This is a genomic window from Neomicrococcus aestuarii, assembly GCF_014201135.1.
Lineage (GTDB): Bacteria > Actinomycetota > Actinomycetes > Actinomycetales > Micrococcaceae > Neomicrococcus > Neomicrococcus aestuarii.
This window is the reverse complement of the sequence record NZ_JACHDR010000001.1, coordinates 1830381-1844153: the sequence shown is the minus strand read 5'-3', so window position 1 is coordinate 1844153 and position 13773 is coordinate 1830381. Positions and strand designations below refer to the sequence as shown.

The window sequence follows — 13773 nt, the reverse complement described above, 5'->3', positions numbered from 1 at the left end:
TTCGTCTGATGCCACTGTCAACACAACAACTCGCGAATCTATTCCACATAAGCCGCACTGACACGCGTTCCGTCAGGTGGCACGCTTCACTTGACCTGCATCACACATGGGTTTTGAATTGACTTAGATTTGCAAATAACGCCTAAAGACGTGCGTTATTTGCACACATTTATCAAGCAAGGCGGAATAATGGCTTACTCGGACACTGCAGTCCAGGAAACGGAAGTTCTGATTGTTGGCGCGGGACCGGTTGGTCTCATGCTCGCCAACATTCTAGGAATGTACGGTCGCAAGGTGGTGGTCCTCGAGGCGATGGACCAGCTCATCGACTACCCGCGCGGCGTGGGACTCGACGACGAATCCTTCCGCACTATCCAGACCGTGGGTCTCGTGGACACCGTTCGCCCGCACACCTCCCCTCAGCACATCATGCGTCTGGTCAACGGTGCCGGAAAAGTCATCCTCACCAACAACCCGCAGACGGACGAGTTCGGCTGGGACCGCAAGCACAGCTTCATCCAGCCCGAGGTAGATAAGGCGCTTTACGAGGGTCTTGCTCGCTTCGACAACGTCGAGGTGCTCTTTGGCCACCGCGTAGAAAACGTGGACGAAGATGCCGACGGCGTCACCGCTATTGCACTGGTTTCCAAGGACGAAGACACCGTTGAAGAGCGTCGCTTCCGCGCACAGTACCTGGTGGGCTGCGAAGGTGGAAAGTCCCCTACGCGTAAGCGCATGGGCGTCTCCTTCGAGGGTGAATCCCCATCCACCCGCTGGTTGGTGGTGGACGTCAACAACGACCCGCTCGGCACCCCTAATGTGTTCCTCGGCGCCGACCCCAAGCGCCCTTACGTTTCCATCGGCTTGCCGCACGCCGTGCGCCGCTGGGAGTTCATGCTTCTTGATCACGAAACCGAAGAGCAGGTCACGGACCCTGACTTCGTCAACGAGATGCTCAAGGACCACGTGCCGGACCCGGCAAGCTTGGACTACATCCGCCGTCGTGTGTTCACCCACCACGGCCGCATCGCGGGCACGTTCCGCAAGGGCCGCCAGCTCATCGCCGGCGACGCCGCGCACCTCATGCCGGTCTGGATGGGTCAGGGCTGGAACTCGGGCATGCGCGATGCCACCAACCTCGGCTGGAAGCTCGCGTCCGTGATCTCCGGCCAGGCATCTGATTCGCTCTTGGACACCTACACGGATGAGCGTTCCGAGCATGCGAAGTCCATGATCGACCTGTCCATGACGTTCGGCTCGGTCATCAAGCTAACCAATCCGGCCGCTGTGGTCGCCCGCGACACCGCCTCTTCCGTCTTGAACCTGTTCCCACAGGTCAAGAGCTACTTCTCCGACATGCGATTCAAGCCGATGCCGCGCTACACCAAGGGTGTTCTGGTGGATCCGTCCACGCGCACAGCCGGTACGGCGAAGGGACGCATCATCTCCAAGATGATCCCTGTCCTGACCGCTAACAACACGGTCTCCCCTGTGGGCGTGCAGTTCCCGCAGTACCGCTTCAACTCTGAAGCTGGCAAGAATCTCTTGCTGGACGACGTGGTGGGCAACTGGTGGACCGTGATCGTGTGGGGCAACAACCCTAAGGATGTTTTGCCAGAAGCTTCCCTCGAGAAGCTACGCGGTCTGGGTGCGAAGCTCGTGGCTATCGTTCCCGAGACTCAGCGCGAATGGGCTGAGAAGTACACGGATGAGGACATCACCGTTCTTGGCGATCACACGGGTCGCATGAAGAAGTGGTTCGATGACCGCCCGACGCCCATGATCTTCTTGCGCCCTGACCGCTTTGTGGCCGGCGCATGTTTGAACCAGCACGGTCCTGCAACGTTGGACGCCATCTTGTCCGCGTTGAAGTTCAAGGACGGCACCGGCGCTCCAGCCGATCAAGTTCCGGCCGGAGTGCGCGGTTCCTCATACTAGCTCTCGCTACGAATTATCGCTTTAGGGCAAGAACGCAAACCACGCCGGGTTCTCCCCGGTTTTGATGCGGCACACCAAATGCAGCGGCGACGTCTTCTGGGCGTTCGCCGCTGTGGCGTTTCCGCCTTGGATAGCCGCTACCTGATGAGCCACGCGGTACACGGACACATGCTCAGACGTCTCGCCGCCCACAAAGTAGAACGCCCCGTCCGGTGACAACGCGCTGGCACGGGGGCGCGCTTCGGTAGACACGTAGTCCACCACCTCAAGCCCTGGCCCGGTTCCCTTGCTTCGCTCTAACACCGTCACGGTGCTGGTGGTGCGCTCGGTCGCGAACACGAGCTCGCCTGCAACTTGAATATCGGCCGCCCAGATGGGGCGCTCGGGAACCTCGGGGCCGCCAGAATAGCGGGCCACCCCCTGAATCAGGCCGGCACTCGGAGGCACGATCGACGCACGAGAAACCTCCGTCAGCTCCCCCGACTCAAGATCGCGCTGGAACTCGATCACTTCGCCGCTCATCTCCGTGAGCGCAAACAGCGTGCTGTCACCCGCAAATGCCAAGTGGCGTGGTCCGGAACCGAGCGGAGGCACGGAGGCGACGCTGCGTCGTCGTAATTGAGAATCCTCCACTGAATACGCGGCAATCTTGTCCGCGCGCAAAGAAGTGGCGTAGGTGTGGCGGCCATCCGGGGCCGTGACGATGCAGTGCGAGTTCTCGCCGAAGCTGTCCACTTGCGCAGGCCCGGCAGGCAGCCCGTCCGGGGTCAACGGCACGAACGCGATGTTCCCGCCGTGATAGCTCGCGCTCCACAAGCCGTCGTCAGCCACGGAAATATAGGCCGTCTGGTGCGGAAGATCGAAAGAACCGGCCACCTCAATGTCGCCGCCCGGGAACACATTGAACACGCTGACCCGAGAAACTTCACCAGTCTGGGACGCGTACAAACGCTGCCCAGAAGCGTCATACGCGAGGCAATTCACGCCGTCGAAACCGTGCATCACCTCGAGACGTTCAAGGATTCCGTTCGAAAAACGGTGTAGCTCAAGGGTGCCCTCAGCGCGGCACGCAATCACGATGTGGCAGTTCATGACAGACCTTTCGTTCCATTTGATGAAACGGTATCTGAAATTTCGCGGCAAACGTGATGAAGTGGATTTATGAGACTTGCTACCCTTCGCCGAGACGGAAATCCTGCGGACACTTTTGCCGCAGTTATTGAGAACGACGCCGCCACTGAGCTTTCCGGGTTCGCTGACGTTGGGGCGTTCCTTGCGAGCGGGCAGTCCGTGGATACGGCAGAGCGCGGGGCTTCAGTTTCGCTGCCTGAGGCTTCCTTCGCGACGCTGGTGACTTCGCCTTCCAAGGTATTTTGCATCGGCTTGAACTACCGTAACCACATCGCCGAAACCGGCAACGAAGTTCCCAAGTTCCCCACGATCTTCACAAAGTTCGCCGATTCCTTGTGCGGCGCTGAGGATTCCATTGAGATTCCCGCTGAGGACCACCGCATTGACTGGGAAGGCGAGCTTGCGATTGTGATTGGCGCGGGCGGGCGTCGGCTTTCAGAATCCGACGCACTCGGCGCGATCGCCGGTTATGCCGTGTCCAACGACGTCTCGATGCGCGGCTATCAGGGCCGCACGCCCGAGTGGACGCAGGGCAAGTGCTGGGATGCCGCTACGCCTGTAGGCCCGTTCTTGGTTTCGCCGGATGAGTTTGAGATCGGCGCCCGCATTGTCACGCGTGTGAACGGCGAAGTGGTCCAGGAGGACTCCACCAGCGACTTGGTGTTCTCGCCTGCCGCATTGGTTGCTTACTGCTCTACCTTGGTGCGACTTCGCCCGGGCGATTTGATCTTGACTGGCACGCCAGCTGGCGTTGCTCTGGGCCGCCGCAACTCCGAGGGTCGCCACCCGTGGCTCAAGGCCGGGGATGTTCTGGAAACTGAGATCGAGGGGCTTGGCGTGCAGAGGAATACTTTCAAGTCGTAGGACATCTTGCGTTCCTTGTTCATTGGCGAACGATGGCAATCAATGCCGTTTTCCACTATAGAAATAGACTTAAATATATCCCAATTATTTTTTATAGACTCAAATTTCCGATTGTCGTAATAGTCGGGGACCAATAGAAGGACTACCCGTGAACTTAGGAGATACACCGGTTGAGCCGCATGATGCAGGACGCAGCAAAGATTCGTTCCAAGAGAATCACGAATCAGCTCCGGACTCTTGGCTTGAAGATTTGCGCATTATCGATGTGGACTCGTGGCCTCACCGAAAGAAAGTTGAACTGACAAGGCATGTATTTACGACGAGAATTCCAATTCCATTGCCGGACGGCTTCCAGTTTGCTGGGCCTGCGGATGCGCCGGGCACGGGGAAGTCAGAAGACAGATCCAATTGGGTCCAGTTTCAAGTTCATCATGTCGAATCTGGCGCCTCTACGGACTTGCGTGCCGCCGAAGCGGTATTTAAAGTAGCCGAAAAGAGCGCTCGAAGACTTACTCAAGGCGAGAACGCAGATTCCGTCCAGCGTGAATATTGGACTGTCGTCGATTCCGTGACTCCCACTGAGACGAGATCCGGGCAAGCGTCAGATGATCGAGTTCTTACGCGGAATTGGGAGGAAGACTCGCTGCTAAGGATCGTTCACGTTTTACGCGAAGTCGTGAGAGCTGAACGAGCGCACTCGAGAAGCCGCCAAGGCATTCCTAGCTACGAACAAATCCTCAGTCCCGTACTGGGGTATCAAGAAATCGGTGAATACCTCCTCAACAGCGACAGCCCAGAAGCGTCGCACTTCTTTACGATATTCCCCCGTTGGAGCAACCCATCTCTTGTTCTACTCGACCATCAGAACGTCGGCCTCGATCAAGTTTCGGCTCGCGCCGATGTTGCTCAGAGCGATCCAGCTCTAAGCAGTTGGTTGGTCGACTTGGAGCTTGGTCTGCCATCAATTCTGTGGCGAGAGCGACTCGCTGACGCGGATTATCAATTTCATACTGAGGGTAGATATGACTTAGCTACTATCCTGTCCACCACTGCCACTGAGATTCTTATCGACGGGCTTCTCAAGCTCCTTTGGTGGGAAAAGAGCCTGTCGGATTCAGAAACTTCCGCAGCGTTTGTTGCGGAAGCATTTAATTCGTCTAGAGATTCCGTGACCCGCATGAACAAGTACCTCGCACCCATGCTGGGAGGAACCTGGAGTGATCCCACTGGACCTGTGCAACAGTGGTTGAAGAACACTTGGAAACTACGCCATAGATCGGTTCATGCTGGATATTTTCCGCGCTACCAAGAGGCCGACTTAGCTCTAAAATCGTCATACGAAATAGCAACCTTCTTCTTTGATCGTCTTTCCGAGAAAAGGAACGAGTTCAGCCGCGTTTGTCTAAGCACGGTCGCCCAAAGTGGTTTGGAAAAGCGAAACCTCTGGAATGGAAAAATCAGGAGATTTGCGGAGACTGTCGCCGAGAGAGAGCCCGACTGGCGCCTGAGCATGAAGATGTTCCTTGACGAAGTCGAAAAAATAAGGGAATCGTAACCCCCACGACCTCCATTGAATAGAAAACCTTTGCACGTTACGCAGATGCCCTAAGAGTCCATTCCTAAAGGTTTGGCTTCTCAATTGGGATTTGGTCTGCAAATGCACCACTTTCGGCAACGATCATTGCATGCCCCGTGCCACCCTTTGGAACGCTCACTAGAGCGCTCCAGCGGTACTGCCTAGGCTGGAAGAAATAGTCAGAAAGTATCAAGGAGTCTCATGAGCACTGTTGCCATCCCGGATTACACCACAGACGAATTCTTCGGCCTCGAGGATAAGTGGCTGGAAACCGCTCCCGGCGAGCTGACGCACTACCACGAGGTGGGCGAAGGCGCCCCGATCCTCTTCCTCCACGGCTCCGGCACCGGTGTCACTGCGGCTGCGAACTGGTGGCTAAACCTTCCTGAGTTGTCTCAAGTGGGCCGCTGCATTGCGATCGACTCGATCGGTTACGGCCAGTCCGTGGTTGCTGAAGGCACGCAGTACGGCATCAAGGAATGGGTCCGCCACGCGGTGCGTGTTCTGGATGCTTTGGGCATTGAGAAGACCTGGATTGTGGGCAACTCCTTGGGCGGCTGGCTCGCATTCCAGTTCGCGATCGATTTCCCGGAGCGCCTCCTCGGCATCATCTCCATGGGCACCGGCGGAGCCAAGCTCACCGGCGCACTCAAGGGCCACTCCAACCCAACCTTGAGCGAAGAGGGCATCCGCAACACCCTTGAACTCTTCGTGGTGGACAAGTCCCTCGTCACGGATGAGCTCGTGAAGCTGCGCTACGCGTCGGCTTTGAATGACACCGCCTCGGATCGTCTCAAGGACGTTGTTGAGGCCCGCGACCGCGACCGCATTGAACTTCCGTTGGACTTCGACGTGCTCTCCAAGCTCGAGGTTCCCGTGCTTTTGATCCACGGCGTCCAGGACGTTGTCATCCCGGTCTCCCGCACGTGGGAAATCCTCAACGTCATCCCGAACGCCGACGCTCACATCTTCAGCCAGTGCGGCCACTGGTCCCAGGTGGAGCGCGCGGACGAGTTCAACAAAGTCATCACGGCTTGGCTTCGCGCTCGCGGGGTCTAATCTCGCTGGGTCTAGTTCCGAAGCATTTTTCTAGTACGACGGCGCAGCTCACCACGTGTGGGCGGCGCCGTTTTGCGTCTATCCACTTTTTGTCTACCCACCGGTGCGTTACGCGGGTAGCGTGAGCCTATGACAAGCACTTGGTACGAAGGCAACGACGCCGCCACCCCGTGGGAGCCACCACTGAACGGCACTGAAGCCGAGCATCTCTTGGGCGCATTGGATCGCCTCCGTGCGACGTTCCGGTGGAAGGCTGGCGGCCTGAACGCCGAGCAGTTGGCCACGCGGCTGGGGCCGTCCACGCTCACGATCGGCGGGCTGCTCAAGCACCTCACCAACGTGGAGGCCGTGAAGTTCACGTGGGATCTCGCCGGCAGCAACCCGGGTGAGCCCTGGGCGTCGCTCGAAGATACCGAATGGCCGTTCACGTCGGCAGCAACGGACTCCCCCGAAGAGCTCTACAACAATTACGACGCCGCGGTGTTGCGTTCGCGCGAAATCCTTGCGGCCGCACTCGCTGGAGGAGGTTCCAAAGAGAATGGCGGCCTAGGGCAGGCTATCTACATGAGCGAAGCGTGGGGCCAGACGGTCTCGCTGCGACGGCTCGTCTACGATTTGGTCGAAGAATACGGCCGACACACCGGACACGCGGACCTCATCCGCGAATCCATCGACGGACTCGTCGGTGAAGACCCACCCGCTCACTGGCGACCAGAAGGTTCCGCGAACTAACGCGAGACGACCCCACCCGCGACCGAATGGTTTGAGCGCAAGCCGAGCTGCGTCGTCGTACTGAATAAAACCGGAGTTACGCGTTCCAGAGGCCGTAGGAATCCGCGAGGCCCGCGATCTTCTGCGCGCGCGCAAGACGCGGGAGGTAAGAACCGTCGCCCACCTCGGCGCCCGCAGCGTGAGCCTGAAGCATCTGTGCCGCCCACGTGAGCTCGTCCTCGCTCGGCGAAAGTCCCTTGTTGACCGCATCAGCGTGCTCAAGCGCGAGCGCGAGCTTGCCCGTCATGCCCATCTGAGCCGTGGTCTGGCACTCAGCCGTAACCTCGCTGGGATCAGCCGTGACTGAGGACGGGCCGTCAATCGCGCCGGGAAGACGGCCAACGCGGGACGCGACCACCAGCTTGCCGCGAGCGTACGCGAGAGCCATAGGATCGTCGCCCACACCCGTGTCCTTACGGAAATCATTCGTGCCAAACGCCAAACGGAACGTGCCCGGGGCGCTCGCAATGGCGGTGGCGTTCTCGATACCCAACGCCGATTCGATCAGTGCAAGCACCGGAATGCCAGCGCGCAAACGCATCGCGGTATACGCAACCTGCTCCGGCTTCTCCGTCTGCGCGAGCATCACGCCACGCAAACCCTTCGCGCTGCTGAGCTGGGCGAGATCCGTGGCCCAGTCGTCGGTATCCGGAATATTGACGCGCACCCACGCCGTCATACCCGTGTTCAGCGCCTCGATTACCGCAGCGCGAGCCTGCTCCTTCTTCGCCTCCGGCACACTCGCCTCGAGGTCAAAAATCACGGAGTCTGCTTCCGACGCGAGCGCTGGCGCGAAAAGTTCCGGCTTCGAGGCGTTGACCAAAAGCCAAGAGCGAGAAAGTTTTGCGGGAAGAGCTGCTGCGCGTCGGTTACGAAATGCCATGTGTTCCAGCCTATCCACCTGAATGGGTGCCTGGCGCTTTTGTTCATAGTGGTTGTGGCGAATCAGGCATTTTGAGGGTCCCTTTTTGAATGAATTGGTGATGGAAAGAACGCACAGGTTGGCGTGATGGGGCTAAATGGGCTTGCTTATCCACAATTTGGGCTTTGCCGGGGGTTGCTATGTGGGCGGGTGCCTAGCGTGGAGGGCATGGACATTGATGAAGGAGCCCGGGTGACACCGGAAGCGAAGGAACCGGCAGGAGTGCTTGCTGTTTCTGTTGGGACTAGTGCCGAAATTGCGGCGCTTACCGCGGTTCTTGCGAGCGCCGCGTTAGGACCTGCGCCTTCCGTGACCGTCGTGTTGGGGAGCGATCTTTCCGGCCTCGATTCGGGAAGCGCCGGGCAGCTCGCGTGTGAAACCGAATGCGTGGACATGCTGCGAGCGCTAACCGCACTTCGGGCCGCCGCGGATGCTTTCGAAATGCGCACCATCCATAGTCTGTATGCGGTTCGCGCGTCTCGGCTCTCGAGCGTGCCGCCCCTACCGAATTCCGAAGGGCAGTCTAGTGACCCGTTCGCCGCCCCTCCCCTCGCCAATGAAACTGCAGACGCAGCCACCCCGCCGAGGTTAGGCGAATCCGCTACGAAGGGCCTCGAGGCCGAGATCGCGTTGGCACAGAAGGAACCGAGATACCGAGGCGCTCGTGCTTTAGAGGTGGCATTGGCGGTGGTCGATGACATGCCCCGAACTTTCAAGGCCTTGGCCAGTGGAGTCTTGAACCGCGAGCGCTGCGAAGCGGTTTACCTGACCACAGCTCCACTGTCTTCGGACGCGCGAGCCGAGGTTGATGAGTTGGTGTGCGGTGACCTCCAGAAGATCGCACACTTGGGTTCCCGCGATCTGCGCGCTCTAGTCGCCGATCACGCTCAGGGGGTTGACCGACTAGCCGCAGCCAAGCGTCGTCGTACTGCAGAGAAGAACCGCCACGTCACCTTGCGGCCCCTCGACGACGGAATGGCGCAACTGACAGCGATTGTGCCAGCCAAAGACGGCGCCGCGATCTTCAACGCGTTGTCCAAGTCGGCAAGCAAGGTCCTGACCGGTCCCAACAATGGAAACCGGGCGCTCGGGGCAATCATGGCAGATCTTCTGCGGGACCTTGTGGTGGGCGGCCCGCACACCGGCGAGGGCGTGCTGACTCCACCTCACCCTGTAGAAGTTCAGCTTGTGATGACGGAACGGACGCTGTTCTCAGGGGATTCGGAACCCGCACACCTGACCGGTTACGGCACGCTGCCAGCCGATGTGGCCCGCGAAATTGTGGAGCGAGCCTCCACCGAATCGCGGCTCATGATCCGCCGCGTGTTCACCGCGCCATCCACCGGTGATTTGGTGGGATTGGAATCCCGCGCACGCATCTTCCCGTCAGGGCTCAAGCGATTCATTGAGTTGCGGGACGCGAGCTGTGCGACGCCGTGGTGTGATGCGTCCATCCGGCACACGGACCACGTGGTGGGCTGGGCGGAGGGCGGCCAAACCACCGCGGAGAACGGGCAGGGATTGTGCGAGGCCTGCAACTACGTCAAGCAACAAGCCGGGTGGTCCAGCAGCGTGGTTCCCGGCGATCGGCACAGCGTTGCTACCACCACGCCCACCGGGCATCGTTACTTATCCATTGCGCCGGAACCGCCGGGAATGTTCGGGGACGAAGCCCGGGACGTCTCTTAGTCTCTCTTGTGTGGTCCGCGTGTTGACGCCCGCGTGACCTTCATTGGCGATTCCTGCAGAATGAGCCTGTGAACATTGCGGATGCAGCGGACTTTGCCGCCGAGATTCCACCAAACTTCCTGGTAGGAACGGCCACCAGCGCTTTTCAAATTGAGGGCGCCGTTGAGCAGGACGGCAGAACACCCTCAACGTGGGATGCCTGGCTTGGCGACCCCTCGAAAGCGGTGGACGGATCCGACGCTCGCAACGCGGTGGACCATTACAACCGCATGCCCCAGGACGTTGCTCTCATGCGCGAGGCGGGCCTGGACGCCTATCGTTTTTCGGTGTCTTGGTCCCGGATCTTCCCCGAGCCCGGAGGCGCACCCAATCCGGCCGGCGTGGATTTTTACCGGCGCCTGTTGCAGGAGCTCTCCGACGCCGGAATCACGTCCGTCCTGACTCTGTTCCACTGGGACACCCCGGCGTATCTCGAAACCGGCGACGGTTGGCTGTCGCGAAATACCGCGACCGCTTTTGCTGACTACGCGGCGTTCATGGGTCAAGAGTTCGGCGGTCTTGTGGACTACTGGTGCACCATCAACGAGCCAGCCACAGTGGTGGGAAACGGGTACGCGTCCGAGCTTCACGCGCCTGCGCGCAACGTCGGTTTGAAAGCTTTGCCAGCGGCGCATCATCTCCTCTTAGCGCACGGCATGGCCGTTCAGGCGCTTCGCGATGCTGGTGTGCGCGGGAAGATCGGGATGTCCAATGTGCACTCCCCGGTGGTGCCCGCCTCCGAGAAAGACCCATTGGCCACGGCCGGTGCCGCGATTGTGGACGTGGCTTACAACTGGCTCTTCGCCGATCCCGTGCTCAAGGGCGAGTACCCCTGGGGTGTGGAAAAGCTGACCGAACTCATGGGTGCGACCATCCACGATGGAGACTTGGAGATCATTAGCACTCCCCTGGATTTCTATGGGCTGAACTACTACATGCCTACCAAGATTGCGTCCGGCCCCGGCCCGGACGGACCAGTTCCTGCGAGCATGCTCATCCCCAACGGACAAGATCCCTCGCCGCTACCGTTGCCGACCCCTGTACATCAAGCCGAGTGGCCAGACCGGGACATGACCGCTTACGGCTGGCCCATTGCCCCCGAATATCTTGGGGTGATGCTGAGCCGCATGCGCGACCGCTACCCCAATCTGCCGCCGCTGCTCATCACGGAAGGCGGCGTGAGTTTTGAAGAATCCCCGGATCCAGACCGTGGGCGGGTAGAAGATCACAACAGAATCGAATACTTGCAAGATCACCTTCGCACGCTTTTCGCTACCACCTCAGCTGGTGGCGTCGCCGAGGGTGTGAGCGTCGGCGGATACTTCATCTGGTCCTTGGTAGACAACTGGGAATGGGCGGCCGGGTACCGTCAAAAATTTGGACTGGTGCATGTGGATCGCATCTCGTTGGAAAGAACACCCAAGGCAAGCTACTCGTGGGTGCGCGATGTTCAACGTGCCCGACTATCCCAGCAGCCCAGCGCCTAGACTCGTAGACATCATGAGCGAAAAATCCCATGCCAATCAGCCCACAACCTTCGCGCCTCTGAACGCCGCTGCCGCCGATCGGCTGGCCAAGGCGCTGACCGACTCTGACGACGTCACGGTCTTTGTGGATGGCACCGCCGTAAAGCTGCCGACCGAGGCCGTAGTCGCCATTCAGGACGTGCTTAGGCGCCTCTCCCGAGGCGATTCCATCACCGTGAGCACCAACGAAGAATTCCTCAACACCTCAGAAGCGGCAAAACTGGCTGGGATCTCGCATACTTATATGCGCCAGCTCACAGACAAGGGAGAAATCCCCGTCGAATATCGGGGCACCCATCGGCGCATCAAACCGGCGGATGTCATGGCATGGCTTGCCAGCAGGTCACACCTCAGCGACAAAGGAAAGTAATGAACGAAGCAACACCAGAGCTCGATTACCTTTACTCAGCGCGTGCCGCGAATATCAAGCAATCCGCGGTCCGTGATGTCTTTGATATCTCGATGCGTGAAGGTCTCGTCTCGCTCGCTGGCGGAAATCCGTACCTCCAGTCGCTGCCTCTTGAAAAGCTCGGAACTCTTGCGCACGACATCCTGGCGCAAGAGGGCATGACCGCCCTTCAGTACGGCAATGGCCAGGGCACCTCAGAACTTCGCGAAGCTATCTGCCACGTTATGGCTGAGGAATTTATCCTCGATGCTTCTCCCGAGAACGTTGTGGTGACCGCCGGCAGCCAGTCCGCGCTGGACATCACTTGCAAAGTCTTCTGCGATCCGCACGATGTGGTGCTGTGCGAGGACCCCACCTATGTGGGTGCGTTGAACACCTTTGAAGCCAACCAAGTAGCGGTCCACCCTGTTCGCGTTGACGAGCACGGTCTGGTTCCAGAAGCACTGCAAGAAGCCATCGTCGCGTTGCGCGCTGAAGGCAAGACGGTCAAACTGCTCTATACGATCCCTAGCTTCAACAACCCCTCGGGCATTACGTTGTCCGCCGAGCGGCGTCAGCAGATTGTGAACATCTGTAAGCAAGAGGGCCTCTTGGTGATTGAGGACAATCCCTACGGCATGCTCAAGTTCGAGGGCGAATTCAACCGCCCCATGCGAGCCGACAATCCTGAAGACGTGCTCTACCTCGGTAGTTTCTCCAAGATCTTCGCTCCAGGACTTCGCGTGGGCTGGGCCCTTGTTCCAGAGCGATTCCAGCGACGCTTCTACCTCGCAAACGAAGCCGTGATCTTGTGCCCGCCCACCCTGAACCAAATGCTGGTGACTTCCTATCTGGAAAATCACGACTGGAAGGGGCAGGTTGCCACGTACCGCGAGCTTTACGCGAAGCGTTGTGCAGCCATGATCGCCGCTCTTGAAGAATTCATGCCTGAGAGCATTTCGTGGACTGTTCCCGAAGGCGGCTTCTTTGTGTGGCTGACGCTTCCCGAAGGCGTGGATACGTACCCGCTGCTGCACACTGGCATCGAGGCTGGCGTTGTTTTCATTCCCGGAGCCGCGTTCTCGCCAACTCAGGAAAACCCCAACAAGCTACGTCTCGCCTTTAGCGCCGTGGACGAAGAAAGCATTCGTGAAGGAGTCAAGCGACTTGCTCCTGTGCTGATCCAGGCCATTGCGGCCGCCGAAGGGGCCGCCGCGTCATGACGGAGCGGGATGAGATACCTGTTGAGTCTTTGACGAGTCGAGAAGTGTACAAACTTCTGACGTCTCTGGTCATCCCGCGTCCCATCGCTTGGGTCTCCACTATCGACTCCGCAGGGGTTCCAAACCTTGCCCCACATTCCTTCTTCTCCGTTGTTTCGTCCGAACCGGGCATTGTTCAGTTCACATCTACGGCGCGGAAGGATTCGTTGCGGAACATCGAGGAGACCGGGGAGTTCGTTCTCAACGTCGCGACCACCGAGCTCAGGGATCAAGTGAATCTGAGCGCAACACCGTTTGAACACGGCATCAGCGAGTTCGAGAAGGTGGGCATCGCCATGGAACCGTCAAAGACGGTCAAACCACCTCGCGTTGCTCAGTCACCGGCGGTCATTGAGTGCGTGCTGGAACAAGTTCTCCAGATGGGTAACGGATATATGACCTTTGGAAGAGTGCGTCATTTTGCCGTCAACAGCGACCTCTTCAACGAACGACGTCACCCGATTCCCGGGCTTCTCGATCCCGTGTCCCGTCTGGGTGCCAACGAATGGGCAGGTCTCGGCGAGATCTTTGCGTTCGACCGGCTCACTGTGGACGAGTGGAATCAAACCAATAATTAAAGATTCAAGTTAGTGGAATAAGGGCTACGA

The 13773-nt window shown here is 59.0% G+C and carries 12 protein-coding genes; 10 read left to right on the top strand and 2 right to left on the bottom strand.

Annotation, left to right across the window (positions count from 1 at the left end; genetic code table 11):
* Window positions 1-189 precede the first annotated feature (189 nt).
* Complete coding sequence (mhpA, locus tag HD598_RS08290; protein ID WP_183665118.1) at window positions 190-1938, top strand: bifunctional 3-(3-hydroxy-phenyl)propionate/3-hydroxycinnamic acid hydroxylase MhpA; 1749 nt, start codon at window positions 190-192, stop codon at window positions 1936-1938.
* 21 nt (window positions 1939-1959) lie between these two features.
* On the opposite strand, the gene HD598_RS08285 is transcribed toward mhpA, so the two are convergent.
* The gene (locus tag HD598_RS08285) at window positions 1960-3030 is read right to left on the bottom strand and encodes a lactonase family protein (protein WP_183665116.1); all 1071 of its coding nucleotides are present in this window, start codon (window positions 3028-3030) and stop codon (window positions 1960-1962) included.
* Window positions 3031-3099: 69 nt separating this feature from the next.
* On the opposite strand from HD598_RS08285, the gene HD598_RS08280 reads away from it, so the two are divergent.
* The 4 genes from HD598_RS08280 to HD598_RS08265 all read left to right on the top strand — a co-directional run bounded on the left by HD598_RS08280 (window position 3100) and on the right by HD598_RS08265 (window position 7300).
* On the top strand, window positions 3100-3933 hold the full coding sequence (locus tag HD598_RS08280) for a fumarylacetoacetate hydrolase family protein (protein ID WP_183665114.1): 834 nt from the start codon (window positions 3100-3102) through the stop codon (window positions 3931-3933).
* Between the two features lie 148 nt (window positions 3934-4081).
* Window positions 4082-5488, top strand: a complete 1407-nt coding sequence (locus tag HD598_RS08275; protein WP_183665112.1) for a hypothetical protein — start codon at window positions 4082-4084, stop codon at window positions 5486-5488.
* Between the two features lie 222 nt (window positions 5489-5710).
* Window positions 5711-6568: an alpha/beta fold hydrolase gene (locus HD598_RS08270; RefSeq protein WP_071894596.1), complete on the top strand. Its 858-nt coding sequence runs from the start codon at window positions 5711-5713 to the stop codon at window positions 6566-6568.
* A 129-nt stretch (window positions 6569-6697) separates the two neighbouring features.
* Window positions 6698-7300 carry a mycothiol transferase gene (locus HD598_RS08265; RefSeq protein ID WP_183665110.1) on the top strand — a complete coding sequence of 201 codons (603 nt, stop codon included), beginning with the start codon at window positions 6698-6700 and terminating at the stop codon, window positions 7298-7300.
* 76 nt (window positions 7301-7376) lie between these two features.
* On the opposite strand, the gene HD598_RS08260 is transcribed toward HD598_RS08265, so the two are convergent.
* Window positions 7377-8222, bottom strand: a complete 846-nt coding sequence (locus tag HD598_RS08260; protein ID WP_071894594.1) for an HpcH/HpaI aldolase/citrate lyase family protein — start codon at window positions 8220-8222, stop codon at window positions 7377-7379.
* A gap of 207 nt (window positions 8223-8429) precedes the next feature.
* Between HD598_RS08260 and HD598_RS08255 the strand changes: the two genes are divergently transcribed.
* The 5 genes from HD598_RS08255 (at window position 8430) to HD598_RS08235 (ending at window position 13743) form a co-directional block, all read left to right on the top strand.
* Entirely contained in the window at window positions 8430-9950 is a 1521-nt protein-coding gene (locus HD598_RS08255) for an HNH endonuclease (protein WP_183665107.1), read from the top strand.
* A 68-nt stretch (window positions 9951-10018) separates the two neighbouring features.
* The gene (locus HD598_RS08250) at window positions 10019-11476 is read left to right on the top strand and encodes a glycoside hydrolase family 1 protein (RefSeq protein ID WP_183665105.1); all 1458 of its coding nucleotides are present in this window, start codon (window positions 10019-10021) and stop codon (window positions 11474-11476) included.
* Window positions 11477-11489: 13 nt separating this feature from the next.
* Entirely contained in the window at window positions 11490-11885 is a 396-nt protein-coding gene (locus HD598_RS08245; RefSeq protein WP_183665103.1) for a helix-turn-helix domain-containing protein, read from the top strand.
* Entirely contained in the window at window positions 11885-13126 is a 1242-nt protein-coding gene (locus HD598_RS08240) for an aminotransferase-like domain-containing protein (protein WP_260170519.1), read from the top strand. Before HD598_RS08245 ends, HD598_RS08240 begins: the two co-directional genes overlap by 1 nt.
* Window positions 13123-13743, top strand: coding sequence for a flavin reductase family protein (locus HD598_RS08235; RefSeq protein ID WP_183665099.1), 621 nt, complete (start codon window positions 13123-13125; stop codon window positions 13741-13743). Before HD598_RS08240 ends, HD598_RS08235 begins: the two co-directional genes overlap by 4 nt.
* Window positions 13744-13773 lie beyond the last annotated feature (30 nt).

What these genes read in the sequence shown, in the direction of transcription:
- mhpA (WP_183665118.1), top strand. Translation starts at nt 190, where the DNA reads ATGGCTTACTCGGACACTGCAGTCCAGGAAACGGAAGTTCTGATTGTT.
- HD598_RS08285 (WP_183665116.1), bottom strand. Translation starts at nt 3,030, where the DNA reads ATGAACTGCCACATCGTGATTGCGTGCCGCGCTGAGGGCACCCTTGAG.
- HD598_RS08280 (WP_183665114.1), top strand. Translation starts at nt 3,100, where the DNA reads ATGAGACTTGCTACCCTTCGCCGAGACGGAAATCCTGCGGACACTTTT.
- HD598_RS08270 (WP_071894596.1), top strand. Translation starts at nt 5,711, where the DNA reads ATGAGCACTGTTGCCATCCCGGATTACACCACAGACGAATTCTTCGGC.
- HD598_RS08265 (WP_183665110.1), top strand. Translation starts at nt 6,698, where the DNA reads ATGACAAGCACTTGGTACGAAGGCAACGACGCCGCCACCCCGTGGGAG.
- HD598_RS08260 (WP_071894594.1), bottom strand. Translation starts at nt 8,222, where the DNA reads ATGGCATTTCGTAACCGACGCGCAGCAGCTCTTCCCGCAAAACTTTCT.
- HD598_RS08255 (WP_183665107.1), top strand. Translation starts at nt 8,430, where the DNA reads ATGGACATTGATGAAGGAGCCCGGGTGACACCGGAAGCGAAGGAACCG.
- HD598_RS08245 (WP_183665103.1), top strand. Translation starts at nt 11,490, where the DNA reads ATGAGCGAAAAATCCCATGCCAATCAGCCCACAACCTTCGCGCCTCTG.
- HD598_RS08240 (WP_260170519.1), top strand. Translation starts at nt 11,885, where the DNA reads ATGAACGAAGCAACACCAGAGCTCGATTACCTTTACTCAGCGCGTGCC.
- HD598_RS08235 (WP_183665099.1), top strand. Translation starts at nt 13,123, where the DNA reads ATGACGGAGCGGGATGAGATACCTGTTGAGTCTTTGACGAGTCGAGAA.